Source organism: Pseudomonas sp. PvP028 (assembly GCF_017832255.1).
GTDB classification, from domain to species: domain Bacteria; phylum Pseudomonadota; class Gammaproteobacteria; order Pseudomonadales; family Pseudomonadaceae; genus Aquipseudomonas; species Aquipseudomonas syringae.
This window is the reverse complement of the sequence record NZ_JAFIBL010000001.1, coordinates 3510479-3534468: the sequence shown is the minus strand read 5'-3', so window position 1 is coordinate 3534468 and position 23990 is coordinate 3510479. Positions and strand designations below refer to the sequence as shown.

The 23990-nt window shown below is 60.5% G+C and carries 21 protein-coding genes; 12 read left to right on the top strand and 9 right to left on the bottom strand.

Features of this window, described 5'->3' with window-relative positions; genetic code table 11:
* Window positions 1–79: 79 nt before the first annotated feature.
* Complete coding sequence (gene pssA, locus JOE34_RS15710) at window positions 80–1423, top strand: CDP-diacylglycerol--serine O-phosphatidyltransferase (RefSeq protein WP_010425030.1); 1344 nt, start codon at window positions 80–82, stop codon at window positions 1421–1423.
* An 84-nt stretch (window positions 1424–1507) separates the two neighbouring features.
* Here pssA and ligD read toward each other — a convergent pair whose 3' ends face one another.
* Together ligD and JOE34_RS15700 are read right to left on the bottom strand one after the other, a co-directional pair.
* Window positions 1508–4111, bottom strand: coding sequence for a DNA ligase D (gene ligD, locus JOE34_RS15705; protein WP_024663954.1), 2604 nt, complete (start codon window positions 4109–4111; stop codon window positions 1508–1510).
* 20 nt (window positions 4112–4131) lie between these two features.
* The gene (locus JOE34_RS15700; RefSeq protein WP_010425037.1) at window positions 4132–5037 is read right to left on the bottom strand and encodes a Ku protein; all 906 of its coding nucleotides are present in this window, start codon (window positions 5035–5037) and stop codon (window positions 4132–4134) included.
* A gap of 388 nt (window positions 5038–5425) precedes the next feature.
* Here JOE34_RS15700 and ssuD point away from each other — a divergent pair, with 388 nt between their 5' ends.
* Window positions 5426–6565 carry an FMNH2-dependent alkanesulfonate monooxygenase gene (gene ssuD / locus JOE34_RS15695; protein WP_209996043.1) on the top strand — a complete coding sequence of 380 codons (1140 nt, stop codon included), beginning with the start codon at window positions 5426–5428 and terminating at the stop codon, window positions 6563–6565.
* Window positions 6565–7671: a sigma-54 dependent transcriptional regulator gene (locus tag JOE34_RS15690; protein WP_003391680.1), complete on the top strand. Its 1107-nt coding sequence runs from the start codon at window positions 6565–6567 to the stop codon at window positions 7669–7671. Before ssuD ends, JOE34_RS15690 begins: the two co-directional genes overlap by 1 nt.
* 497 nt (window positions 7672–8168) lie before the next feature.
* Here the strand turns inward: JOE34_RS15690 and JOE34_RS15685 are convergent, their stop codons facing one another.
* Together JOE34_RS15685 and JOE34_RS15680 are read right to left on the bottom strand one after the other, a co-directional pair.
* Window positions 8169–9572, bottom strand: coding sequence for an FAD/NAD(P)-binding protein (locus JOE34_RS15685; protein ID WP_209996041.1), 1404 nt, complete (start codon window positions 9570–9572; stop codon window positions 8169–8171).
* Between the two features lie 41 nt (window positions 9573–9613).
* Entirely contained in the window at window positions 9614–10183 is a 570-nt protein-coding gene (locus JOE34_RS15680) for an XRE family transcriptional regulator (RefSeq protein ID WP_024664016.1), read from the bottom strand.
* Window positions 10184–10294: 111 nt separating this feature from the next.
* On the opposite strand from JOE34_RS15680, the gene JOE34_RS15675 reads away from it, so the two are divergent.
* From JOE34_RS15675 to JOE34_RS15645, 7 genes are all read left to right on the top strand, one after another.
* The gene (locus JOE34_RS15675; RefSeq protein ID WP_003391675.1) at window positions 10295–11230 is read left to right on the top strand and encodes a DMT family transporter; all 936 of its coding nucleotides are present in this window, start codon (window positions 10295–10297) and stop codon (window positions 11228–11230) included.
* A gap of 194 nt (window positions 11231–11424) precedes the next feature.
* A complete protein-coding gene (locus tag JOE34_RS15670; RefSeq protein WP_003427084.1) occupies window positions 11425–14343 on the top strand; it encodes a monovalent cation/H+ antiporter subunit A in 2919 nt (972 codons plus the stop codon).
* A complete protein-coding gene (locus JOE34_RS15665) occupies window positions 14343–14687 on the top strand; it encodes a Na+/H+ antiporter subunit C (RefSeq protein WP_002554068.1) in 345 nt (114 codons plus the stop codon). The genes JOE34_RS15670 and JOE34_RS15665 overlap by 1 nt, the downstream gene beginning before the upstream one ends.
* A complete protein-coding gene (locus JOE34_RS15660; RefSeq protein ID WP_003391672.1) occupies window positions 14684–16369 on the top strand; it encodes a monovalent cation/H+ antiporter subunit D in 1686 nt (561 codons plus the stop codon). The genes JOE34_RS15665 and JOE34_RS15660 overlap by 4 nt, the downstream gene beginning before the upstream one ends.
* Window positions 16366–16854, top strand: coding sequence for a Na+/H+ antiporter subunit E (locus JOE34_RS15655; protein WP_017278009.1), 489 nt, complete (start codon window positions 16366–16368; stop codon window positions 16852–16854). The genes JOE34_RS15660 and JOE34_RS15655 overlap by 4 nt, the downstream gene beginning before the upstream one ends.
* Complete coding sequence (locus JOE34_RS15650) at window positions 16851–17129, top strand: K+/H+ antiporter subunit F (RefSeq protein WP_002554071.1); 279 nt, start codon at window positions 16851–16853, stop codon at window positions 17127–17129. The genes JOE34_RS15655 and JOE34_RS15650 overlap by 4 nt, the downstream gene beginning before the upstream one ends.
* On the top strand, window positions 17126–17506 hold the full coding sequence (locus tag JOE34_RS15645) for a Na+/H+ antiporter subunit G (protein ID WP_003391671.1): 381 nt from the start codon (window positions 17126–17128) through the stop codon (window positions 17504–17506). The genes JOE34_RS15650 and JOE34_RS15645 overlap by 4 nt, the downstream gene beginning before the upstream one ends.
* 18 nt (window positions 17507–17524) lie before the next feature.
* Here the strand turns inward: JOE34_RS15645 and JOE34_RS15640 are convergent, their stop codons facing one another.
* A complete protein-coding gene (locus JOE34_RS15640; protein ID WP_003349255.1) occupies window positions 17525–17992 on the bottom strand; it encodes a hypothetical protein in 468 nt (155 codons plus the stop codon).
* A gap of 443 nt (window positions 17993–18435) precedes the next feature.
* Between JOE34_RS15640 and JOE34_RS15635 the strand changes: the two genes are divergently transcribed.
* Window positions 18436–18675: a DUF2789 domain-containing protein gene (locus JOE34_RS15635; RefSeq protein ID WP_003315766.1), complete on the top strand. Its 240-nt coding sequence runs from the start codon at window positions 18436–18438 to the stop codon at window positions 18673–18675.
* Window positions 18676–18694: 19 nt separating this feature from the next.
* On the opposite strand, the gene JOE34_RS15630 is transcribed toward JOE34_RS15635, so the two are convergent.
* Window positions 18695–20179 carry a DUF2235 domain-containing protein gene (locus JOE34_RS15630; RefSeq protein ID WP_024664017.1) on the bottom strand — a complete coding sequence of 495 codons (1485 nt, stop codon included), beginning with the start codon at window positions 20177–20179 and terminating at the stop codon, window positions 18695–18697.
* Between the two features lie 26 nt (window positions 20180–20205).
* Here JOE34_RS15630 and JOE34_RS15625 point away from each other — a divergent pair, with 26 nt between their 5' ends.
* Window positions 20206–20379: a hypothetical protein gene (locus JOE34_RS15625; protein WP_154619085.1), complete on the top strand. Its 174-nt coding sequence runs from the start codon at window positions 20206–20208 to the stop codon at window positions 20377–20379.
* Between the two features lie 71 nt (window positions 20380–20450).
* Here JOE34_RS15625 and JOE34_RS15620 read toward each other — a convergent pair whose 3' ends face one another.
* From JOE34_RS15620 to JOE34_RS15610, 3 genes are all read right to left on the bottom strand, one after another.
* Complete coding sequence (locus JOE34_RS15620) at window positions 20451–22055, bottom strand: methyl-accepting chemotaxis protein (protein ID WP_046266255.1); 1605 nt, start codon at window positions 22053–22055, stop codon at window positions 20451–20453.
* A gap of 192 nt (window positions 22056–22247) precedes the next feature.
* Window positions 22248–22652 (bottom strand): TraR/DksA C4-type zinc finger protein, encoded by a 405-nt coding sequence (locus JOE34_RS15615; RefSeq protein WP_002554078.1) that lies wholly within the window; start codon window positions 22650–22652, stop codon window positions 22248–22250.
* Between the two features lie 302 nt (window positions 22653–22954).
* Window positions 22955–23980, bottom strand: coding sequence for an ABC transporter permease (locus tag JOE34_RS15610; RefSeq protein WP_003370536.1), 1026 nt, complete (start codon window positions 23978–23980; stop codon window positions 22955–22957).
* Window positions 23981–23990: the final 10 nt, after the last annotated feature.

Genomic DNA, 23990 nt, shown 5'->3' with positions numbered 1-23990 from the left:
TGAAACAGGTTGGCGACAGCCACAGGAGGCCGACTGTCGTGTAAGCTCACAGGCTATTGGTTTTCCCATCGAGAGGCCTATGCAGTCCACTTTCCGACGCTCGACCCTGGCAGCACTTCGTGGTTTTGCCTTGCAGAGCGATGCAATCTCCATTGTTCCTTCTGCCGCCGACTATCGACGCTGCCTGCTGGAAAAGATCGCTTCGGCCACCCGGCGCATCTATATCATCGCGCTGTACCTGCAACAGGATGAAGCCGGCCAGGAGATTCTCGACGCGCTGTACGCCGCCAAATCCGCGAGGCCGGAGCTGGATGTGGTGGTGCTGGTCGACTGGTTTCGCGCGCAACGCGGCCTGATCGGTGCCGGACGCCAGCCCGGCAACTCGAGCTGGTATCAGGCGCAGAACCTCGAATACGATGAAGAAGTGCCGATCTACGGCGTGCCGGTGCAGACCCGCGAACTGTTCGGGGTGCTGCACCTCAAGGGCAGTGTGATCGACGACTGTGTGATCTACAGCGGCGCCAGCATCAACAACGTCTACCTGCACAAGCTCGACAAATACCGTCTGGACCGTTATCACCTGATCGAAAACGCAGCATTGGCCGACGCTTTCCAGAATCTGGTGCAGCGGGAAATACTTTCGTCGCCGGCCGTGCACCGCCTGGATCTGCAATCGCCGCCCAGCTCGCGCAGTTTGCGCAGCGAGATCCGCGCGTTTCGTGGCGACCTGAAACGCGCCACCTACGACACCTCGGCGGGCGAAAAGGAAAACGGCGACATGCGCGTGATTCCGCTGCTTGGCGTCGGTCCGCGCAACAATCTCAACCGCGCCATCTGCGATTTGATCGCGTCGAGCAAGATCCAGCTGACCATCTGCACGCCGTACTTCAACCTGCCGGTTGCCGTCACTCGCGAGATCAACCGGGCGCTCAAGCGCGGCGTACAGGTCGACATCATCATTGGCGACAAGACCGCCAACGACTTCTTCATCGATCCGGATGAGCCGTTCAAGGTGATCTCGGCCCTGCCCTATCTCTATGAAATCAGCCTGCGGCGCTTTGCCCACAAGCATCAGAAGGCAATCGCTCAGCACCGCCTCAATGTGCACCTGTGGAAACACGGCGATAACACCTTCCACCTCAAAGGCATCTGGGTAGACCAGCGTTATACCCTGCTGACCGGCAACAACCTGAACCCTCGCGCCTTTAATCTGGACCTGGAAAACGCCTTGCTGATCGACGATCCGAAGGGCCAGTGGAGCGAGCCACGGGAAGCGGAAATCGCGCATTTGATGCGCAACACGCAGCGCGTCAACCAGTATGACGAGCTCGACACACTGGCCAACTACCCCGAAGGCGTGCGCAAGTTTCTCAAGCGTGTCAGCCGCGTGCGGGTCGAGCGACTGCTGTACCGGATTCTCTAAGCCCCAGTGTGCGGCCGGCATGTCAGTTATTGCTTGGCGTGCCGCCCACGTTTCCCCTTGCTAAACCCGGACAGCGACCTTGCCTCAAGGCCGTTTCGCACCCAGTTGCTTCCACATCTTCTGCGTGATCTTGCGCCGGTTGCTGTAACCGGCCCATGGGTCGTCCTTGAGCCGCTTCAAACGCTGCTCAAGGTTGGTGATGTCCCACTGCGCCGACGATTTCAGACCCGCCAGCTCATCCAGCGCAATCGGCACCGAGACCGGCAACCCGGGCCGGGCGCGTACTGAATAGGCGGTCACCGTGCTGCCGCCGCGGCTGTTGCGCAGGTAATCGATGAAGATTTTTCCGACGCGGTTTTTCGGCCCCATGGTGGCGGTGAAGCGTTCCGGCAACTGACGGCTGGCAAACTCGGCGATGGCCTTGGCGAACGCCTTCACGGTGTCCCAGTCTGCCTGCCGCGCCAACGGCACGATGATGTGCATGCCCTTGCCGCCGCTGGTCTTGAGAAAGGCCTCCAGACCCAGCTCTTCCAGCACGGCGAGCACCATTTGTGTGGCCTCGATCATGCTGCGCCAGGGCAGTGCCGGATCGGGATCAAGGTCCAGCACGAAATGGTCCGGCGTTTCGATCCTGTCACGCGTAGCGCCCCAGGTATGCAGCTCTATAGCGCCCATTTGCGCAGCACCGACCAGCGCCTGCACCGAATCTATTTCCATCAGCGCGGCGTGCCCGGGGTCCAGGGCACGATCCAGTTGCCTGATGTGCGGGATCGCCAGATGCTCGGCATGCTTCTGGAAAAACTGCTCACCGTCGATGCCCTCAGGACAGCGCAGCAGGGCCACGGGACGCTTGTTCAGGTAGGGCAGAATCCAGTCGGCGATGGACTGGTAAAACTGTGCAAGTTCGATCTTGCTGGTGCCCGTCTTGCTGTCGATGACGCGGTCCGGATGACTGATGCCGGTGCCCGCCACATCAACTTTCCCCTGCGCAGCCTTTTTGCGCGCCTTGGGCGCTGCCGTCTTGGTTCGTGCCTGGCTGGGCACATTGGCAGGCTGAGCGTCTTCACGCACCACGTCCTTGGCGGGCTTATCGCTGCGCAGTCCGACAAAGGCGGCCTGGCGCACAATGCCTTCGCGGGTCCACTGGGCGAACTCGGCTTCACAGACCAGTTGCGGCTCCACCCACTGCACGCCGCGGGCCTGGGACGCGGAGAGCTTTTTGGCCAGCGGTGAATCCTTGCGCTGCGACTTCTTCAGCTGTTTATGCAGTTGCTCAAGGGTCACTTCAGTGAACCCGGTGCCGACCCGTCCGGCGTAGACCAGCCCGTCCTCACCGGCATTGACCGCAAGCAACAGGGCACCGAATGCCGATCGGCTGCCCTGCGGCGCCGTGTAGCCGACGACCACGAATTCCTGTCGCAAGCGACATTTGAGCTTGATCCAGTCGGCATTGCGCTTACTGACGTACGCACTGCCGGCACGCTTGCCGATCACCCCTTCCAGGCCCATTGCCGCAGCACTCGCGACAATGTCCTGATGGCCCGCCTGAAAAGCATCCGAATAACGCAACAGGCGACTTTTCTGGGCGTCGAGGACTTGCTTCAAGGCATCACGACGCTGCTCAAGCGGCACTTCACGCAGGTCCTCCGCGCTCAGAAACGGCATGTCAAACAGGTAATACAGAATGTCCTTGCTGTTCCCCGCGTCAAAGGCATTCTGTAAGCCCTGGAAGTCGGGCAGCCCTTGCTCATCGAGAACCACCACTTCGCCGTCGAACCAACTGTCACGCAGTTTCATGCCCTTGAGCGCCTTGACCAGCTCGGGCAGCCGCTCGGTCCAGTCATGCCCGTTGCGGGTGAACAGCCGCACATCGTCGCCCTGAATGCGGGTCAGCATGCGGTAGCCATCGAATTTGATTTCGTACAGCCAGTCACCGGCTGGCGGCGCTTCCACCAGCGTTGCCAGTTGCGGCGAAAGCGTATCCGGGAAAGCCGCTTTCGCTTTCCTGCGGGTCGGCTTTGCAACTGGCGTCGGCGCTTTTGATTTTGATGTGGCGGCCTTGGCTTTGCCGCTTGCAGCACTGGCCCCGGACTTTTTCGAGGCGCTGCGTTGCTTGCCCACATGAGCACCACTGATCACGCTTTGCGGCTGCTCCTGGGTAATGTCGTATTCGGCAGCAGGTCGCGCGATGTCATCCTTTTCCTTGATCAGCAGCCACTGTTCCTTGCTGCCGCTGCCCTTGAGGCGCGTACGCACCAGTGCCCAGTCACCGCTGAGTTTCTCGCCGACCAGGGTGAACTTGAGTTTGCCGTCCTCGTAGGTCTTTTGCGGATCGCCGTGCGGCTGCCAGACACCCCGATCCCAGACAATCACATCACCGCCACCGTATTGCCCCTGCGGGATACTGCCCTCGAAGCCGGCGTAGTCCAGCGGATGGTCTTCGACATGCACCGCCAGACGCTTTTGCGTGGGGTCCAGGCTCGGGCCTTTGGGCACGGCCCAGCTCTTGAGCGTGCCATCCAGCTCCAGTCGAAAGTCGTAATGCAGGTTACGAGCGTCATGCTTCTGGATCACGAAACCGAGCGCACCGGGCTGCGATTTGCCTTTGCCCTTGCGTTTGCTTTCCGCAGGCTCGGAGGTGATGGCGAAATTGCGCTTGCGGGTGTATTCACTGGCGGGCTTGGCCATCACCGGTCACTCCGTAGGGCTCAAGAGGCTTTGCTGGTTTTCTTGCGTGCGGCGGGCCGCTTGGGCCTGGTACTGTCCTTGTCGGCCGGTTTTTCTTTCGCCGCAGGCTTGCTCGCCTTGCCTTTACTGGCCCCGCCCTTGCCCGCCAGACTGCGCCGCAGCAGGTCGGTGAGGTCGATGACATCGGCACTCTTGCGTTCTTCCTCGGCCGGATCGGTCTCGACATCCTCGATTTCGCCTTCGTCTGCCTTGGTCTTGACCAGGTGCATGATCTTGTCCTGAAAGGTGTCGCGATACAGCTCAGGCTGCCAGTCAGCGCTCATGTCCTTGACCAGGCGCTTGGCCATGTCACGTTCGCTCTTGTTCAGTTTGGCGTCGGTCACCGCATCGCTCAGTTCCAGTGCATCCAGCTCACGCACGTCGGCAGGCCAGCGCAGGATCACCATCACCAGCGCCGATTCCAGTGGCATGACCGCCGCGAGGTGTTCGCGGGTATGCAGCACAACATTGGCCAGCGCGACCTTTTTGGTGTCGACCAGGGTTTCGCGTAGCAACGCATAGACTTTCTCGCCGCGCTTGTCGGGGGTCAGGAAATAAGGCGTGTCGATGTTCTGCAAGGGGATCTGCTGGCTGTCGACGAACGCGAATATGTCGATGGTCTGCGTCGACTTGGGGTGCGCAGAACGGATTTCCTCCTCGCTGAGCACCACATAGCGATCCTTCTCGTACGCCACGCCCTTGACGATGTTTTCGCTAGTGACTTCCTTGCCGGTGACCTTGTTGATTCGCTTGTAGCCGACCGGGTCCATGCTGCGTTTGTCGAGCCAGTCGAAGTCGACACTGGTCGACGTTGTCGCCGAAACCAACGCGACCGGTATATGCACCAGCCCGAAGCTGATTGCGCCCTTCCAGATTGCCCTTGCCATGGTCTGACTCCTGTTGGTCCTGGAAAAGTGACAGGGCCGGTCGGAGAAAAGTTTCGGCAGCCTGACGAGCGCCGGGAAACCTGCCCAACCGGAAACGTTTTTTATCCTGAATGCCAGACTTTCACCGCGTCGGCGCTCGGCAGGCGCCTTATTGACGGGGCTCTGCCACCGTCAAAAGCCTTGTGTTCAAAGGGCTGGCGCAGAGATGTCAGCGAGGTCGCGGAGGACATATGCATTTAGGATCTAAAAATATGGTTTAACGTTCTTTTGCGGAATAAAAAAGACGTTCTATAAATGGCCCCACCCCGAACGCTGTTGGTGAGGTGTCTGCCAACCGACAGCGGATCCCGTCAGCTTCCATCTGGCTGATTACTTCCAAGGATTTGTCATGAACGTTTTCTGGTTTCTTCCGACTCACGGCGACGGCCATTATCTGGGCACGACAAAGGGCGCACGTCCCGTCACCCTCAACTATTTGAAACAGGTAGCGCAGGCCGCCGATGACCTGGGTTATTACGGCGTATTGATCCCTACCGGTCGCTCCTGCGAAGACTCATGGGTCATCGCCTCGGCGCTGGTGCCGCTGACCGAGCGCCTGAGGTATCTGGTGGCGATCCGTCCGGGGATTATCTCGCCGACCGTCTCGGCACGCATGGCAGCCACGCTGGATCGCCTGTCCGGCGGCCGGCTGCTGATCAACGTGGTGACCGGTGGCGACCCGGACGAAAACCGTGGCGATGGCAGCTTTCTCGACCACAGCGAGCGTTATGAAGTCACCGACGAATTTCTGAAAATCTGGCGTCGCGTCCTGCAGGGCGAAGCGGTCGACTTCGAAGGCAAGCACTTGCGCGTGCAGAACGCCAAAGCGCTTTACCCGCCGATTCAAAAACCCTACCCGCCGCTGTATTTCGGTGGTTCCTCCGACGCGGCGCATGACCTTGCGGCCGATCAGGTGGACGTGTACCTGACCTGGGGTGAGCCTCCGGCAGCCGTGGCGCAAAAGCTCGCCGATGTGCGTGAACGCGCTGCGCGCAAGGGACGTACCGTGAAGTTCGGCATTCGCCTGCACGTGATCGTGCGCGAAACCAGCGAAGAAGCCTGGAAAGCCGCCAGCACGCTGATCGAACACATCAGTGATGACACCATTGCTGCGGCGCAGAAGTCCTTTTCGCGCTTTGATTCCGAAGGCCAGCGGCGCATGGCGGCACTGCATGACGGGCGTCGCGACAACCTGGAGATCGCGCCCAACCTGTGGGCCGGTGTCGGCCTGGTACGCGGCGGTGCAGGCACGGCGCTGGTCGGCAATCCCGAAGAAGTCGCGGCACGTATCAAGGAATACGCCGACCTGGGCATCGAGAGCTTCATTTTCTCGGGTTACCCGCATCTTGAAGAAGCTTACCGCTTTGCCGAGCTGGTCTTCCCGCTGCTGCCTGAGCCTTGCGCCAGCCTCGCCGGGCGCGGTATCACTAACCTGACGGGCCCGTTCGGCGAAATGATCGCCAACGATCTGCCCCCGCAGGCCAAGTGATGTCCGGACAACTGCTGACCTTACCGCACTCGCCTGCGCTGGCCACCTCGATCAGGGCCACTGCGCAGGTGTTCGAAGACCCCAAGTCCCGAGCCCTGCTCGCTCACGTACGCCAGGTTGCGCCCAGTGATGCCAGCGTGCTGATCATTGGCGAGACCGGCACCGGCAAGGAACTGGTCGCACGTCACGTCCACGAACTGAGCGCCCGCCGCGACAAACCGTTCGTGGCGGTCAACTGCGGCGCGTTCTCCGAGAACCTGATCGAGGCCGAGTTGTTCGGCCACGAAAAAGGCGCGTTCACCGGAGCGATCAGCGCCAAGGCGGGCTGGTTCGAAGAGGCCAACGGCGGCACGCTGTTTCTCGATGAGATCGGCGACCTGCCCATGTCGCTGCAGGTCAAATTGCTGCGCGTGCTTCAGGAGCGTGAAGTGGTGCGTCTGGGCTCGCGCAAGAGCGTGCCCATTGATGTAAGGGTCCTCGCAGCCACCAACGTGCAGCTGGAAAAGGCCATCAACGCCGGGCATTTTCGCGAAGACCTTTATTACCGGCTCGACGTGGTCAATCTGGAATTGAGCCCGCTGCGCGACCGGCCGGGCGACATCCTGCCCTTGGCCCGACATTTCATAGAGGTCTACAGCCAGCGGCTGCGGCATGGTCCGGTACGGATCAGCCCAGAAGCCGAGCACAAGCTCAAGACCTACAGCTGGCCGGGGAATATTCGCGAGCTGGAAAACGTCATCCATCACACCCTGCTGGTGTGCCGTGAAGGCGTTATTCAGCGTGATGACCTGCGCATGTCCAACCTTAGAATCGAGCGCCAGGATGAACAGAACCCGCCTGACGAATCAGCCGAGCAACTGCTCAACCGGGCGTTTCAAAAGCTCTTTGAAGAACAGGCCGGTGCCTTGCACGAGAAGGTCGAGGATACGTTGCTCAGAACCGCCTATCGCTTCTGCCACCACAACCAGGTGCACACAGCCAGCCTGCTGGGCCTGACCCGCAACGTCACGCGCACACGCTTGATCAAGATTGGCGAACTGGCGGTCAACAAACGCAGACCGGGTGAAAACGTCCAGGGCGACCGCATGCTGCACCTGTCGGTGTGAAGGTCAAGACCGATGACGCAGAGCGTCATGAACGGCATTCCCACTGGAGCGTGAGGAACGATAGTCATCAGGCTCCGGGCCGTGCCTTTAGCCAAATTACTCTGAAGCGCTTTTCAACCACGATGGCACTGACGACGCAGAGTGCGACGTAAGTGACGGCTGAGTCCTGGCGCTGATCCGGGGGTAGCCTGGCAGGACGCCAGGCTAGCCGCACCGGGCCATGGAGGGCCCGTTGCGGCGACCCCCGGATCAGTGACAGGGCGAAGGAACCCGACGAAGTCGGGCCGGAAACGGAGCTGCGGGCTTTGCCTACTTTGGCCCCATCAAAGTAGGTCGCCGAGGGGCGAAAAGGTGACCTGAGTCGAGCCCCAATCCACCTGACAAAGAAAAACCGTTGTGTGACGCAGAGCGTCACAAACTGCATTCCCACGCTGGAGTGAGGAACGATCGCTGTCCGGAAGAACACCATCGTGCCCATGCTCTGAGCAAGCGGCGCTTTACGACAAACGCATCGCCAGCGCCTTGGCCTGGATCGCTACATCGGTCACTGCGGTGCTTTCCCACCACATGCCGCGCAATGGCGGGCCCATGGCGAACAGGCGTGTCGAGTACTGACCGTGTGCGTCGAGCACAGCGCCAGCGGCGTCGGCGGCGATGCCGAGTGCCAGCGGGCCGGGCTGTATCAGACCGCGAACCAGCAACTGCCGGGGCAACGGGCGATCCACGCGTCGCCAGTCGTATTCGATGCCGGTAGAGTTGATTAACGCATCACCAGTAATCTGCGTCGGCTGACTCTCACCGCGCCGACGCACGCTGATCTGTACCTGACCTGACGGCAGACTGGCCACGCCCTGCAACGAGGCCGCGTCAATGCTCAACCGCCCTTGCCTGATCAGCCGCGCCAGCAGCGCAGCGCCGGGTGGCGGGGAGCGATGGTGGTGACTCTCCCACCACGGTCGTACATGACGGACGAACTGGCGGCGCTGCTGATCGCTGGCCTGATTCCACAGCCTGCTCACATTGGCACGCACGGTGTCCAGCGGTGCCTGCCAGTCAATCCCGCTCTCGATGGCCAGCTCGCACTGCTCGCGCACTTTGCGCACCAGTTGCCGAGTGCTGCGGATACTCGGGTCCTGAGCGAGAAAATCAGACCATTCCGGCGGCTGACGCCGGACATGCGGCAACAGGCCGTGCCGGGAAAAGATCTGGATGGGCCCACGATGCCCGGCCGTTTCCAGCGAGACCAGCGCATCGACCATGGTCAGCCCTGAGCCGATGATCAGCACACTCGACTGCGGATCGAGCTTTCTCATCACCGCCACATCCCAGGGATCCAGCGCAGCAGTGTTCAGCTCGTTCGAATCACGTCGCGGGGTGCGTGACGCCGCGTACATACCGGTCGCCAGTACGGCGTGGCTGCCGCGCAGCATAAGACCGTCAGCCAGCGAGACACTGACGCCACCTTCATGGACCTGCAGGTCCACTGCCTCGCCGGGCACATGCACGGCGGTCGAGCCAAAGGCTTCGCCAGCGCTTCGGGCTTCACGCAGCCGCTGCTGGACGTAAAGCCCGAACACCCCGCGCGGCGGAAACAGTTCGGCGACCGGGACCCTCTGCTCAGCGGCTTCAGGCCAGCCACCAGCGGCCAGATAGTCAGTCAGCCATCGGGTAAGGTCATCCGGGTTATCCGGATCGACGCTCATCCGCGCAGCGTTGCCATTGAGTGTATGGCCCGGCTCCGTCGCACTGTAGGCCTCGCCCCTGCCGAGTTCGCTACGGGTTTCGATGATCAGGATTCGCCGCTGGCCCGGTCTGCGCAGCAGTTGCGCCGCCAGCATGGTCCCGCTCAGACCGCCGCCGATGATCAGAATGTCAGCCGTCTGGTGGGAATCTTCGGTCATCGAACAGTGCCTCGGTCGGGTTGCGATAAAGAATCGGAAGGTCAGAGCGCGACGTTACGCACGAAGCGCAGCGGCACATCGGCATCGTTGCAATAGCGGTGCGGCTGATTGCTGGGGAACATGAAGAACTCGCCCGCTCCTATCTGCTGCGTGGCCCCAGGGTCGGAAAAACGTATCGTCAGATGCCCTTCGACGACGTAGACCTGTTCACTCCAGCCATCGGGATCGGCCTCCGAGACATAGGCGTCCCCGGGCTGCAGACAGAACTCCCACAACTCCACCTCGCGCCGGGCAACGGCCCTGGCCAGCAGCACCGCCTTGCTGCCCGCGATCGTACCGGCCCAAGCCAGCTCGTTGATGCGGCTGTAATCGCGATTTTCGGGGGCCTGGATCAGGTCGCTGAACGCCACTTCCAGGGCTTCGGCTACGCGGTCCAGAGTCGCCAGGCTGACGTTTTTCTCGCCGGCCTCGATAGCGACCAGCATGCGTCGGCTGACCCCGGACTTTTCCGCCAGCGCCGTCTGGCTGAGGTCCGCACTGTTACGCAGACGCCGTACGTTCTGGCTGACGTGCTGCAGCACCGGAGGGCGCTGGGAATTTTCTTTGTGCATGCTGGTGCTCACATCAAACCGTTGCGCATTATACTGCCCAGCCCAGGGACACTGTCAGGGTGTTCAGCCTCACACCGCGCGCATGGCAATTAACAGGAATCCGGAGCTGACATGAAGTCTATCAGCCGCACACCCCGCATCAGCAAGGCAGAAGCCGTACTGATTCTGATCACCATGCTCTGGGGAGGCACCTTTCTACTGGTCCAGCATGCGATGACCGTCAGCGGGCCGATGTTCTTCGTCGGCCTGCGCTTTGCCGCCGCAGCGCTTATCGTAGCGCTGTTTTCAATGAAGGTGCTGCGCGGTCTTACCTTTCTTGAGCTCAAGGCCGGCGTCTTCATCGGCATCGCGATCATGCTCGGTTATGGCCTGCAGACGATCGGACTGCAGACCATCCCCAGCAGTCAGTCGGCGTTCATCACGGCGCTCTACGTACCCTGCGTACCTTTGTTGCAATGGCTGGTACTGGGCCGGCGACCAGGGTTGATGCCGACACTGGGCATCATCCTCGCCTTCACCGGGCTGATGCTGGTCGCCGGGCCGCAGGGCGCTTCCCTGCAACTCAGTTCCGGCGAGATCGTGACGCTGATCAGCACAGTGGCCATCGCCGCCGAGATCATCATGATCAGTGCCTATGCCGGTGAGGTCGATGTGCGTCGAGTCACCGTGGTGCAACTGGCTACCGCATCGGCGCTGGCATTTCTGATGATCGTCCCGACCGAGGAACACTTGCCGGATTTTTCCTGGTTGCTGGTGTTCAGTGCTGTGGGGCTTGGGACCATGAGTGCGGCGATCCAGATCGCCATGAACTGGGCACAGAAAAGTGTTTCGCCGACCCGCGCCACGGTGATTTATGCCGGTGAACCGGTCTGGGCCGGAATTGTCGGAAGACTCGCCGGCGAGCGTTTGCCGGGCGTCGCCCTGCTGGGCGCGGCACTGATTGTGGCCGGGGTGATCGTCAGCGAAATGAAGCGGCGTTCGGCGTCTGATGATCAGAGCATTGTCGACGAAGAGGGAAATGAACAAGCCGTGCGCAAAGCTGAGTGAACAGCGGGCTTTGCCAGCCATGAAACACCTTGCTTCTTCAAAGCTATTTCAAATACATATCGCTGCATCAGAAGTAATTATTTACCGAATTAAAAAAGCAGACACTTTTTGTAGGAAATTTCGGAAACCGTCCCTTTGGTATCGGAGTGTCTGGCACGTATGATGCTTGACATTCCCCTGCAGATTAGAAGCCTATGTCCCTGATAGTTCTACTGCTTCTGCCTTTCATCGGCAGCTGTCTGGCGGCCTTTTTGCCGCACAACGCGCGTAATGCGGAATCGTTTCTGGCCGGTCTGATCGCCCTCATCGGCGCGGTGCAGATGGCCTTGTGGTTCCCGCAGATCGCCGACGGCGGCGTGATTCGTGAAGAGTATTTCTGGCTGCCAAGCCTGGGCATGAACTTCGTTCTGCGCATCGACGGCTTCGCCTGGCTGTTCTCGATGCTGGTGCTGGGCATCGGTGCGCTGGTCTCGCTATACGCGCGTTATTACATGTCACCGGACGATCCGGTGCCGCGCTTCTTTGCGTTTTTCCTGGCCTTCATGGGCGCCATGCTCGGACTGGTGATGTCCGGCAATCTGATTCAGATCGTGTTTTTCTGGGAGCTGACCAGCCTGTTCTCGTTTCTGCTGATCGGCTACTGGCACCATCGGGCCGATGCCCGACGCGGCGCTTACATGGCGCTGATGGTCACCGGTGCGGGCGGTCTGGCGCTGCTGGCCGGCATGATGATCCTCGGCCATGTGGCCGGCAGTTACGACCTGGACCGTGTCCTGGCCGCCGGTGACGCGATTCGTGCACACGCCTTGTACCCGGTGTTACTCACCCTGATTCTGATCGGCGCACTGACCAAAAGCGCCCAGTTCCCGTTCCATTTCTGGCTGCCGCACGCTATGGCGGCCCCCACGCCGGTGTCGGCGTATCTGCACTCGGCGACCATGGTCAAGGCCGGGGTGTTTCTCATGGCGCGCATGTGGCCGGCGCTGTCCGGCACCGAGCAATGGTTCTGGATCGTCAGTGGCGCGGGTGCCTGCACGCTGATTCTCGGCGCCTACGCGGCCATCTTTCAGAATGACCTCAAGGGCCTGCTGGCCTATTCGACCATCAGCCACCTGGGCCTGATCACCCTGCTGCTCGGCCTCAACAGCCCGCTGGCTGCGGTGGCTGCGGTGTTCCATATTCTCAACCACGCGACCTTCAAGGCGTCGCTGTTCATGGCCGCCGGCATCATCGACCACGAGAGCGGAACCCGCGATATCCGGCGTCTCAGTGGTCTGGTAAGGCTGCTGCCCTACACCGCGACACTGGCGATGGTCGCCAGCGCCTCGATGGCCGGCGTGCCGCTGCTCAACGGTTTTCTATCCAAGGAAATGTTCTTTGCCGAAACCGTGTTTATTTCCGCCACTGCCTGGGTCGAAATTGCCTTGCCGGTGATCGCGACCATCGCCGGGATCTTCAGCGTTGCCTATTCGCTGCGCTTCACGGTCGATGTGTTTTTCGGTCCGGCGGCCAAGGATCTGCCGCACTTGCCCCACGAACCGCCGCGCTGGATGCGTGCGCCGGTCGAACTGCTGGTGCTGACGTGTCTGGTGGTGGGGATTTTCCCGGCGCAATCGGTCGCGCCCCTGCTCGCCGCCGCTGCGCGTCCGGTGGTCGGTGGCACACTGCCCGAATACAGCCTGGCGATCTGGCACGGCTGGAACCTGCCGATGGTCATGAGCCTGGTGGCAATGGCGGGCGGTATCATTCTGTATCTATTACTGCGCAAGCCGCTCAAGCACGAGCGCATCACCGCCCCGCCGCTGGTGGGACGTCTCAATGGCAAGCGCTTTTTCGAGCGCAGTCAGGTGGTGATGATGCACTGGGCACGCCGTTTCGAACGCAAGGTCAGCACTCGCCGCCTGCAGCCACAACTGTTTCTGCTGGTGCTCGCGGCGGTACTGGGCGGTTTCATTCCGATGTATTTCAGCGGCCTGACCTGGGGCGACAGACCGAAGATTCCGGGTTCCGGGGTGTTTGTCACGCTGTGGCTCATCGCGATTGCCTGCGCCATAGGCGCGGCCTGGCAGGGTAAATATCACCGTTTGGCGGCACTGGTGATGGTCAGCGTCTGCGGGCTGATGACCTGCATTACCTTCGTCTGGTTCTCGGCCCCTGATCTGGCACTGACGCAACTGGTCGTGGAGGTGGTGACCACCGTGCTGATCCTGCTCGGTTTGCGCTGGCTGCCGCGACGCAATGAAGACGTCGCCCCGCTCAGCGCACGCCTGCGTGCCCGCACCCGACGCATACGCGACTTCGGCCTGGCGGTGCTCGTGGGACTGGGCATGGCGATACTCTCCTACGCCATGCTGACCCGCCAGACGCCCAACGCCATCTCGTCCTTCTACCTGAGTCGTGCGCTGCCCCAGGGCGGCGGCACCAACGTGGTCAACGTGATGCTGGTGGATTTCCGCGGCTTCGACACGTTTGGCGAGATCACCGTGCTGGCGGCGGTCGCCATGACAGTGTTCGCCCTGTTGCGACGCTTCCGCCCACCGAAGGAAAGCATTCTGCTGCCCGCACAACAGCGCCTGCTGGCCCGTGACGTGGTAACGGACCTGGTCAACCCGCGCAGCGCCAGCGATACCGCGCTCGGTTTCATGATGGTTCCGGCAGCGCTGGTTCGATTGCTGCTGCCGATTGCCTTCATCATTTCGATGTACCTGTTCGTCCGCGGCCACAACCAGCCTGGCGGCGGGTTTGTTGCCGGGCTGGTGATGTCGGTGGCGTTCATTCTGCAATACATGGTGGCAGGCACCCAGTGGGTCGAGGCGCAAATGAGCCTGCGCCCGCTACGCTGGATGGGCACGGGCCTGTTATGCGCGGTTCTGACCGGCGCAGGCTCGATGGCGCTGGGTTATCCGTTCATGACCACCCACACCGCCCATGTCGATCTGCCGATCCTGGGTGATATTCACATTGCCAGCGCGCTGTTCTTCGATGTCGGCGTGTACGCCGTGGTGGTCGGCTCGACGCTGTTGATTCTCACCGCACTGGCGCACCAGTCGGTGCGCAGCCATCGGCCGACGCAGTTGCCCAAGCCTGTCGCCAACCCGCAAGGAATCCTCTGATGGAAGAAGTCATTGCAATCGCCATCGGTGTACTGGCCGCCTCGGGCGTCTGGCTGATCCTCAGGCCACGTACCTTCCAGGTAGTGATGGGGCTGTGCCTGTTGTCGTACGGGGTCAACCTGTTCATCTTCAGCATGGGCAGCCTGTTCATCGGCAGGGAGCCGATCATCAAGGACGGCATTCCTCAGGACCTGCTCAATTACACTGATCCGTTGCCACAGGCGCTGGTGCTGACCGCGATTGTCATCAGCTTCGCCATGACCGCGCTGTTTCTGGTGGTCTTGCTCGCTTCCAGGGGCCTGACCGGCACCGACCATGTAGATGGCCGGGAGCCCAAGGCATGAGCTGGATGAACCAACTGATCATCGCGCCCATCCTGCTGCCGCTGCTGACCGCCGGGCTGATGCTCTGGCTGGGCGAAAAGCACCGGCCGCTCAAGGGCCGTATCAATCTGTTTTCCAGCATCCTCGGGCTGGGCATTTCCGTAGCGCTGTTTCTCTGGGTGCAACACAGCGGCAGCAGCGGCTCGATCGGTGTCTATCTGCCGGGCAACTGGGGCGTGCCGTTCGGCATCGTGCTGGTGGTCGACCACCTGTCAGCGATGATGCTCGTCCTGACCGGGATTGTCGGGGTCTGCGCCCTGCTGTTCGCGCTGGCTCGCTGGGACAGGGCCGGTGCCAGCTTCCACGCGCTGTTCCAGATCCAGCTCATGGGGCTGTACGGCGCGTTCCTGACTGCGGATCTGTTCAACCTGTTCGTGTTCTTCGAAGTACTGCTCGCGGCGTCCTACGGCCTGATGCTGCACGGCTCCGGCCGGGCACGGGTGTCGACGGGCCTGCATTACATTTCGATCAACCTGCTGGCTTCGTCGCTGTTTCTGATCGGTGCAGCGTTGATTTACGGGGTGACCGGCACGCTGAACTTCGCCGACCTGGCCATCAAGATCCCGCAGGTAGCGGAGTCCGACCTGGGTCTGCTGCACGCGGGGGCTGCAATTCTGGCCACGGCGTTCCTGGCCAAGGCTGGCATGTGGCCGCTGAACTTCTGGCTGGTTCCCGCCTATTCGGCAGCCAGCGCGCCGGTGGCGGCGATGTTTGCGATCATGACCAAAGTGGGGGTCTACACCCTGCTGCGCCTGTGGACCCTGCTGTTTTCCGGTCAGGCCGGTGCGTCGGCCTTCTTCGGCGGCGACTGGCTGATCTACGGCGGCATGGCGACGATTTTCACCGCAGCCATCGCCATCATCGCCGCCCAGCGCCTGGAACGACTCGCCAGCCTGAGCATACTGGTGTCAGCAGGCATTCTGCTGTCCGCCGTTGGCTTCGCCCAACCGAGCCTCACCTCGGGCGCGCTGTTCTACATGGTCAGCTCGACGCTGGCATTGAGCGCCATGTTCCTGCTGGGCGAACTGATCGAACGCTCCCGCTCGGCCAACGAGATCCCTCTGGAATACGACGTGGATCAATTGCCTCGTACTCTGGAGTCTCTGCATCCGCCGCCCGGCGCCAACCTGGACGACGAACAGAAGGTCGTGGTCGGTCAGGTCATTCCCATGACCATGGCTTTTCTGGGCCTGAGTTTTATCGCCTGCGCCTTGCTGATCATCGGCATGCCGCCGCTCTCGGGGTTCATCGGCAAGCTCACCTTGATCAGCGCCCTGATGAACCCGCTGGGCCTGGACGTCGCGAAGGATGAGGCGCTTTCCACTCAGGCGTGGATGCTGATCGGCCTGCTGATCTTTTCCGGACTGGCGTCGCTGATCGCTTTTTCAAGGCTCGGCACGCAACGTTTCTGGACGCCACACGAGCGTCCTTCGCCGATGCTGCGCCGCAACGAATGCCTGCCGATCATCATTCTTCTGGGTCTGTGTATCGCGCTGACCTTCAAGGCCGAACCCTTGTTGCGCTACACCCAGGACACCGCTGCAGCGCTGCATGAGCCCAAGCAGTACGTGCAGTCAGTGCTCGCCACACGCCCGATACCCGGCCCCACCAGTCGGGAAGTCGATGCGGAGGGACAGCCATGAAACGCCTGTTTCCCGCCCCTCTCCTCTCATTGGCACTCTGGCTGCTATGGCTGGTATTGAACCTGTCGATCAGCCCTGGTCACCTGCTGCTGGGCGCGGTGCTGGGTTTTCTCGCGCCGCTGTTGATGGCTCCTTTGCGCCCGCTGCCGGTGCGTATTCGCAAACCCGGCACGATCCTGAAGTATCTATGGCGGGTGGGACGCGACGTGGTGGTCTCCAACGTGCAGGTCGGCCTGAGCGTCTGGCGGCTCGAAAGCCGTCCGCCACGCTCGGCCTTCGTGCGCATTCCACTGGACCTGCACAATGCTCACGGCCTCGCCGCGCTGGCGATGGTCACCACGGTAGTCCCCGGAACGGTGTGGTCGGAGCTGGCACTGGATCGCAGCGTGCTGCTGATGCATGTCTTCGATCTGGAGGACGAAGCGCAATTCATCGAGCACTTCAAAACCACCTATGAGCGACCGTTGATGGAGATCTTTCAATGAGTGCACTGCTCGACAACGCCATCCTGATCAGCCTGCTGATCTTCGCCCTGGCGATGGTGATCACCCTGCTGCGCCTGCTCAAGGGGCCTTCGGCCCAGGACCGGGTACTGGCGCTGGACTATCTGTACATCATTGCCATGCTGATGATGCTGGTGCTTGGCATTCGCTACGCCAGTGACACGTATTTCGAAGCGGCCATGCTGATTGCCCTGTTCGGCTTCGTCGGCTCGTTCGCTCTGGCCAAGTTCCTGCTGCGCGGAGAAGTGATCGAATGACCGGACTGCCGAACACAGTACCCTTCTGGGTGGAAATACTGACCGCCGGGCTGCTGATCGCCAGCAGCCTGTTCGCCTTGACCGGCGCGCTCGGGCTGCTGCGCCTCAAGGACTTTTTCCAGCGCATGCATCCACCCGCCCTCGCGTCGACGCTGGGCGCCTGGTGCGTTGCGCTGGCGTCGATCATCTACTTTTCGGCGCTGAAGGCGGAGCCGGTGATCCACGCCTGGCTGATCCCGGTATTGCTGGCGATCACGGTACCGGTGACTACGCTGTTGCTGGCGCGAACGGCGCTGTTCCGCAAGCGCATGGCCGGTGACGACGTGCCCGCGGAGGTCAGCAGCGGTACCGGCAACGGAGAATCGGCAGGCGGCTGAATCAACGTCTGGCCAGTGTTACTCGCTGGCCTTGAACGTCAGCTCGCCTTTGCGCCATTTGGCAGCCTTGCCGACGGCGCCTTTGAGAAGCTTGCTCATGCCGATCTGCAATTGCTCTTTCGCAGCGAAAACCATGAACACGGTCTGACCTTCCTTGAACACGATACCGTGACCTTCGGGGACGTCGACGAAGGCATATTCGCCCAGCCCGTACACGGTGGTCTTGATTTCGCGGAATTTCAATTCGAGCTTGCCGCCCTCGCGGCTGGGCAGAACAGACGCGCGGAAATGGTCGCCCACCTTGAGCTCAAGGCGAGGTTTGTCGTCGACGACCAATGCGCTTTCGGTGTCGATTTCGGCGATATAGATGCCTTCGGCTGATTGCTCGGTGATGTAGACAAAACGGGATTGAAACTGCTTGACCAATTGTGCGCGGAGGTCGCCGAGCACGAACAAGGCATGGGTATCCAGATTACTTACAGCCAAAGTACAAACCCTCAAACATGAAATGAGGCTGCCTGATGTCAGGGCAGTCGAAAAAGTGATTCATCCATAGACCGCTTCATGTGGCCGGAAATTTTCCGGCATGCTGCACGCAGAAGCGCAGACAGCGCCGCCGCAAACCTTGTGCAGGCGGGTGGCGGATTCTACCGGCTCATGGCAGCTACGGGATATATACCTTTTGTACACAGCAGTGTCGCGCAAGCGCTGGGGCCCCGAAAATAAAGGTCAGCCCGGGCACGGCGCAAAGGCTGGACGGGTTCCAGCCTGCAATGTGTGCGTCCTGCGATAGCAGAAACATATCATTTATAGCCGCTGTAGAAAAAGCCATCTTTTCCTGCACAGCCAAATGCATCGAACTCTTGCCTGTGCCCACTACTCCCATAAGAACTGATGAATACGGGGATAACCCCCGGCGAGGAGATGACATGGAACAGACTACAACTACCATCAACGACCTGTTCGCCCAATTGGCGCTGGACTCCGATGATGAGAGCATCGAAAAGTTTATCGCCAGCCATCCTCTGCCCGACGACGTCAAGCTGATCGACGCAGAGTTCTGGACGCCGCGTCAGTCTGACTTTCTCAAGGAGCAGCTGCACGAAGATGCCGAATGGGCGATGGTGGTCGACGAACTGAACGTGCGTCTTCACAAAAAGCCCGAGTGAGCCACTCGGGCGTTGAGGCCTATTGCGGATAACCGGGCTGGCCGATATTGGGATGCAATATCCGGCCGCCTGACTGGGGTGCGTGGACGAAAACAGCGTCGCCTAATGTACCCACTCTGCCGACCACTGCATTCCAGTGCGCAGACTGATGAATGTAGCGCCAGCGTAGTAATGCCTCTTCATGACTGTCCAGCAGGTAAGGCCCGCCTCGCGCATAGTCGATCAACCGGGTAGAGATGTTCTCGAGCTCGGGAGGCAACTGGAATTCGGGGGTCAGTGGCACCGGATTGAAAGGCACGCCCTCATCACACGCCAGTGTGTGCATCACCAGCAACGATACTCTCGACAGGTGGCCAAATACCTGGCGGCCCATCCCCACTGCGGCAACAACTGTACTCATGCCATTCAGGCTTTTCCTGCACGGATAACACTTGCTCTCGCAAGCCTGAACCCTCAGCCAGGCCTGACTATCGAGCGGGTCGATCCAGTGATCGCGGTTCATTCGGTTCAATTCAGCCTGTGCCTCCTTCCAGCTTGGTGCCTCCTCGCAAGGGCTGCCACGGCTGACCACACTGCTGCGGGGACGCGTAAGCAATACGCTTTCCTCCATCTGTGGAGGGTAACCCCCACCGATATCGGAATGTGCACCGGGCAGAACGATTTCCCTGGGCCACACGGGCCGAACGCTGTTCAGCGCAAAGTTGCGCCGTGACTCATCGCGGGCCACCAGATGCAACACCTGCTGCGCACACCCCGGAGGCAGGTAAAGATTGACTCTCCTGTTGCTCGCATCGCGGGTATTGCCCATGTCCTTGAAGCTGCCGATGGCTGCAACGGTATCGAACAGACCGATTACCTTGAGCCGTACGCTGCCGTTGCTCCAGCTGAAACTGTCGCTCAGCCTGGCCTTGCGGCTTTCAAGTATCGGCTCGAGCATGCCCGAACGCTGCTTGAGTATTTCATTGACCAGATGCCTGGCCGACGCTGCACCTCGGCTGAAGCCGAACACGTCCAGTTCCAGCGCTTCGAGCACACAATCCGGGTTGTCGCGGGGAAACGCTTTCAATACCGATTCCAGCTTTTTGAATGCGTTTTCCACCTTGGAGATCACACCGGTGGCCCCGCGACCGAAACTCTGCCCCGGCCATACCGAATCACGTCCACCGGAGGTGGTGCCGGCCCCGCTTACATAGATCGGGTAATACACCTTCAGGCCTTCACCGTCATTTTCGGCAACAGATTGCAGACGGTAGATATCGACCAGTCTGGCTATATTGCTTGGATCATTACTGTAACTACTGCCAGGCTGAACATGACGACCCGCGCACGCTTTAATATGCTGCCCCTCATTGATCTCCATCAATGCCTGGCAGTCGGCTCCGATCTGACTATTGACGCGATTATTTCCCGTCCCATCGAAGAAAATCCCTACCCGCGCCGTGACGCGCCGTGTCACCACATCTGAAAGGGCTGCCGACTGTTGAAAACTCCGTTTATCGCTCATAACACTTCCGTCCCTAGAGGCAAGCCATGAAAAGGCTGCGCTTAAATCAAAACGTAAATAACGTTGATTTAAACAGCTTGCTTAAAGACAGTGAGCAGTCAAGCCATGTTGCACGTTTTCAGACAGCTCCTACAACTTCTATCGCCATGACTTTATTACCTTCAACTAAAAACCTACACACGCGCCAGCAACTTTGCTGATTAGTTATTTCTTTGAAAAAACCAACTAACAGGCCAGCCCTTTTGCCGGCCTGAATGATCGGTTACGCGTCTCAGCGGCCTTGCGGCCTGTACCCCAAGCGCAGGCCGCCCCAATGTCGGCCGTTGACCAGGATCGGCACGGACAGGTCGTGCATCAGTTCACCGGTGTCTCGCGTGTAGGTTTGCAGCAGGACCGGCTGTTGGTGGCTGCCACAGCGAATGCCGGTACGGTCATCGAACTTGCGCTTGCTCCGATTGTGCGCATTATCCGCCGTGGCATCGCCTGTCAAAGGCTGACTGAAGGCGTTGTTGTGCGTCGGCACATAGCCTTGCTGGGTACAGGCGATGGCAAATACCAGACCTTCGTGGCGCGACAGCAGCGGTTCTTGCAGTGCTGGCAATACCTGATCGGTATAACGGTCGAAACGTGTTGTAAAGCGAGTGGGTGAAGTGTTGGCGACGGGTTTGTAATTGCGGTCGAACAGGTCATCAAGGCTGACGCGTCCCTGTTCGATATCGGCCTCGAATTTTTCGCTGATCATTCGCGCGCCTTCACGAGCCAGGTCGTAAATGCGTTGGTGGTATTCATCCAGACCGACCTGCGCCAGGCGCTGACTGATAGTCTCGGCCTGCCCCTCCATCTGCACTGCGGACTTGGCCAGTTGCCGGGTCTGCTCATCGCTGACAGAAAGATCACTGCGCATGTGCTCGACAGCGTCGAACAGGCTCGCCAACTGATCCTGATTGCTCCTCGCCCCCTGCGCGATTTCGCCGACCTGGCTTTCCAGTTCGACCGCAAGCCGGGCGATATTGCCCAGGTGCTCGCCGGTCAGCTCGACCTGCTCGACACCCACATCCAGATCGGACGACAGCTCACGAATCTGCTCCACGACTTGTGCGGTGCGCTGCTGGATATCCGCCACCATCTGCCCGACCTCCCCGGTGGCACTGGCAGTGCGACCGGCGAGACCACGGACTTCGTCGGCAACCACCGCAAAACCGCGTCCGTGCTCGCCAGCCCGCGCCGCTTCGATGGCGGCGTTGAGCGCCAGCAGGTTGGTCTGGCTGGCAATCGACTGAATGACCAGCGTCACACGCTGGATCTCTTCACTGCGCTGGCTGAGTGCCTCGATCAGCTCACGGCTGCCGACGGCACGCTTGCTCAGGCGGTGCATGCGTTCGATGGACTCATTCAGCACGCTGCTGCCCGATTCGCTGCGCTGCCGCGCCTCGCTAGCGGCAACCAATGCCTGCTGACTCAACTGGGCTGTCTGTTGCTCGGTGGCGATCATCTGTTCGGCACTGCTGACGATCTGTTCGGCAGCCCCCAGTTGCGACTGCACCTTGCCAGCCAGTTGCCCGACCGAAAAGGCCACCTGGGCCGCGGACAGCGCGTTATGACTGGTGGTGCGCGACAGATCGCGGGTCAGCAAGGCGATATCGCTGTCGCCCACCGCGCTGCCTGGAAGCGCTTGCCTGCTGCGCACCAGGCGCGGCAACCAGACCACCAGCAACGCCAGCGGAACGACGACATACAGCGACAGGCCTGCAACGCTCATGGCGGCGAGCAGCAGGCACAGGACCACGCTTTGCACCGCCGGCACCCACCACCTCGATGCAGCGTCGGGCGTATCGGCCAGCGGTAATCCGGCTGCCATGGATAGGTTGTCGGCCATGTTGCGTCACCCCGTCTGTCATTGTCGTTATGGCGCTATTAAACGCCAGATAACGGCCTTGTGCCATGCGCTGTTGGTCGTAGCGACCGGGCGATGGACGTCAACGCGTTTTCGACAAATTCCGGGCACAACAAAACCGGGAGGCAATTGCTTGCCTCCCGGTCTGGACACTCAGTCGCTGTTACCTGTCTATCAGGCCTGGCGCTGGTGCTTGTCGATCTGCTCGTGGCGCTCTTGCGCTTCGATGCAATACTTGGTGGTCGGGCTGATCAGCAGGCGCTTGAGGCCGATTGGCTCGCCGCTGTCGTCGCACCAGCCGAAGGTGTCATCGGCAATACGCGAAAGGGCCATTTCCAACTGTGGCAGCATGCGCTGGTCGCGATCGATCACATTGACCAGCCAGTGACGCTCTTCTTCGACCGAAGCAGCGTCAGCCGGATCGGCAGGCGTGTCCAGGCTCTCGATCGCAATGCGGCTCTGCTCGATACGCTCATGGATCTCGACCTTCATGCCCTGCAACAGCTCGACGAAGAAAGCGTGCTGCTCGGCGTTCATGTAGTCATCGGCCGGCATGGCCAGCAACTTTTCCTTTGTCATTTATTTCTCTATAAAAAAACGTGCATTGAGGAGCGGCCTGACGTTGCCGTACAAACCAATAATCTCCAAGCGCCACCTGGCACTCAATTTACGAGGGGCGGCAGTCTAAGGCCGGCTAGCGGGCTCGGCAACACAATTGAAGGATTTTTGTACAGCAAATACCTTAAAACCCTTCAAGTGCGGGCGAAAGACCTGGCCAGCAGGTTGCTTGATGAGGCTCTGACCCACTGACAACGAATCGGTTCCTGCAAACTCCAACGCACAAAAGGGCCTTGAAAGGCCCTTTGATGCAGGTGATGGAATCAGCGCTTGGTCTTGCGCTTGTTGCGATATTGATCGATTACCACGGCCACGACAATGATCAAGCCTTTGATAATGTCCTGAACATAGGCGTCTACACCAACAAAGGTGAAACCGCTGGCCATCACGCCGAGGATCAGCGCACCGATAACCGTACCGGTAATCCGCCCGACCCCTCCGGAAAGGCTAGTGCCGCCGATGACCGCAGCGGCGATGGCGTCCAGCTCGTAGGACATGCCCATCCCGGCCTGCCCGGTTGCCGCTCGCGCCGAGGCGACCACACCCGCCAGCCCGGCCAGCAGCCCGGCGATGCTGTAGACGATGACCAGATGGCGCTTGACGTTGATCCCCGAGGTGCGTGCCGCCTGCATGTTGCCGCCAATGGCGTAGGTGTACTTGCCGTACTTGGTGTAACGCAGGGCTATGTGAAAGATGACCGCCACCACCAGGAAGATGATCACCGGCATCGCGCCCTGGCCAATGGCCGTGTACGAGTCGGAGAGCATGCTGACCGGCTGACCTTCGGTGTAGAAGCGTGCAAGGCCGCGCGCAGAGACCATCATGCCCAGCGTGGCAATGAACGGCGGAATACCGGTTATGGCAATGATGCTGCCATTGATGGCGCCCGCCAGCAGCCCGACGCCGAGACCGACAACGACCGGAATCCACACCGGCAGGTCGGTCAGCGACGGAAACACCGCCCGGGAGAAGTCGGAAGTCTGAGCCAGGCTCGCGGCAATCATCGCTGAAAGCGCAAGCACCGAGCCGGAGGAGAGATCGATGCCGGTGGTGATGATCACTTGGGTCACGCCGATGGCCAGCAAGCCGATGATCGACACCTGCAGGATCATCAGTACCAGACGCTGGGAATTGAGCAGGAAGCTCTGATCACGGACGATCCAGCCGAACAGTTCAAAGATCAGGCCGATGCCGATCAGCACCAGAAAGATGCTCAGTTCGGTGGGCAGCCGCCGTTTGCTTCTGGTCGGCGTCATGGCCGGTTTATTTTGCAGAATCGCGTCGCTCATGTTCGTTATC

Excerpts from the sequence above, each read along its gene's own strand:
- pssA (WP_010425030.1), top strand. The coding sequence starts at position 80 with ATGCAGTCCACTTTCCGACGCTCGACCCTGGCAGCACTTCGTGGTTTT.
- ligD (WP_024663954.1), bottom strand. The coding sequence starts at position 4,111 with ATGGCCAAGCCCGCCAGTGAATACACCCGCAAGCGCAATTTCGCCATC.
- JOE34_RS15700 (WP_010425037.1), bottom strand. The coding sequence starts at position 5,037 with ATGGCAAGGGCAATCTGGAAGGGCGCAATCAGCTTCGGGCTGGTGCAT.
- ssuD (WP_209996043.1), top strand. The coding sequence starts at position 5,426 with ATGAACGTTTTCTGGTTTCTTCCGACTCACGGCGACGGCCATTATCTG.
- JOE34_RS15690 (WP_003391680.1), top strand. The coding sequence starts at position 6,565 with ATGTCCGGACAACTGCTGACCTTACCGCACTCGCCTGCGCTGGCCACC.
- JOE34_RS15685 (WP_209996041.1), bottom strand. The coding sequence starts at position 9,572 with ATGACCGAAGATTCCCACCAGACGGCTGACATTCTGATCATCGGCGGC.
- JOE34_RS15680 (WP_024664016.1), bottom strand. The coding sequence starts at position 10,183 with ATGCACAAAGAAAATTCCCAGCGCCCTCCGGTGCTGCAGCACGTCAGC.
- JOE34_RS15675 (WP_003391675.1), top strand. The coding sequence starts at position 10,295 with ATGAAGTCTATCAGCCGCACACCCCGCATCAGCAAGGCAGAAGCCGTA.
- JOE34_RS15670 (WP_003427084.1), top strand. The coding sequence starts at position 11,425 with ATGTCCCTGATAGTTCTACTGCTTCTGCCTTTCATCGGCAGCTGTCTG.
- JOE34_RS15665 (WP_002554068.1), top strand. The coding sequence starts at position 14,343 with ATGGAAGAAGTCATTGCAATCGCCATCGGTGTACTGGCCGCCTCGGGC.
- JOE34_RS15660 (WP_003391672.1), top strand. The coding sequence starts at position 14,684 with ATGAGCTGGATGAACCAACTGATCATCGCGCCCATCCTGCTGCCGCTG.
- JOE34_RS15655 (WP_017278009.1), top strand. The coding sequence starts at position 16,366 with ATGAAACGCCTGTTTCCCGCCCCTCTCCTCTCATTGGCACTCTGGCTG.
- JOE34_RS15650 (WP_002554071.1), top strand. The coding sequence starts at position 16,851 with ATGAGTGCACTGCTCGACAACGCCATCCTGATCAGCCTGCTGATCTTC.
- JOE34_RS15645 (WP_003391671.1), top strand. The coding sequence starts at position 17,126 with ATGACCGGACTGCCGAACACAGTACCCTTCTGGGTGGAAATACTGACC.
- JOE34_RS15635 (WP_003315766.1), top strand. The coding sequence starts at position 18,436 with ATGGAACAGACTACAACTACCATCAACGACCTGTTCGCCCAATTGGCG.
- JOE34_RS15630 (WP_024664017.1), bottom strand. The coding sequence starts at position 20,179 with ATGAGCGATAAACGGAGTTTTCAACAGTCGGCAGCCCTTTCAGATGTG.
- JOE34_RS15625 (WP_154619085.1), top strand. The coding sequence starts at position 20,206 with ATGAAAAGGCTGCGCTTAAATCAAAACGTAAATAACGTTGATTTAAAC.
- JOE34_RS15620 (WP_046266255.1), bottom strand. The coding sequence starts at position 22,055 with ATGGCCGACAACCTATCCATGGCAGCCGGATTACCGCTGGCCGATACG.
- JOE34_RS15615 (WP_002554078.1), bottom strand. The coding sequence starts at position 22,652 with ATGACAAAGGAAAAGTTGCTGGCCATGCCGGCCGATGACTACATGAAC.
- JOE34_RS15610 (WP_003370536.1), bottom strand. The coding sequence starts at position 23,980 with ATGAGCGACGCGATTCTGCAAAATAAACCGGCCATGACGCCGACCAGA.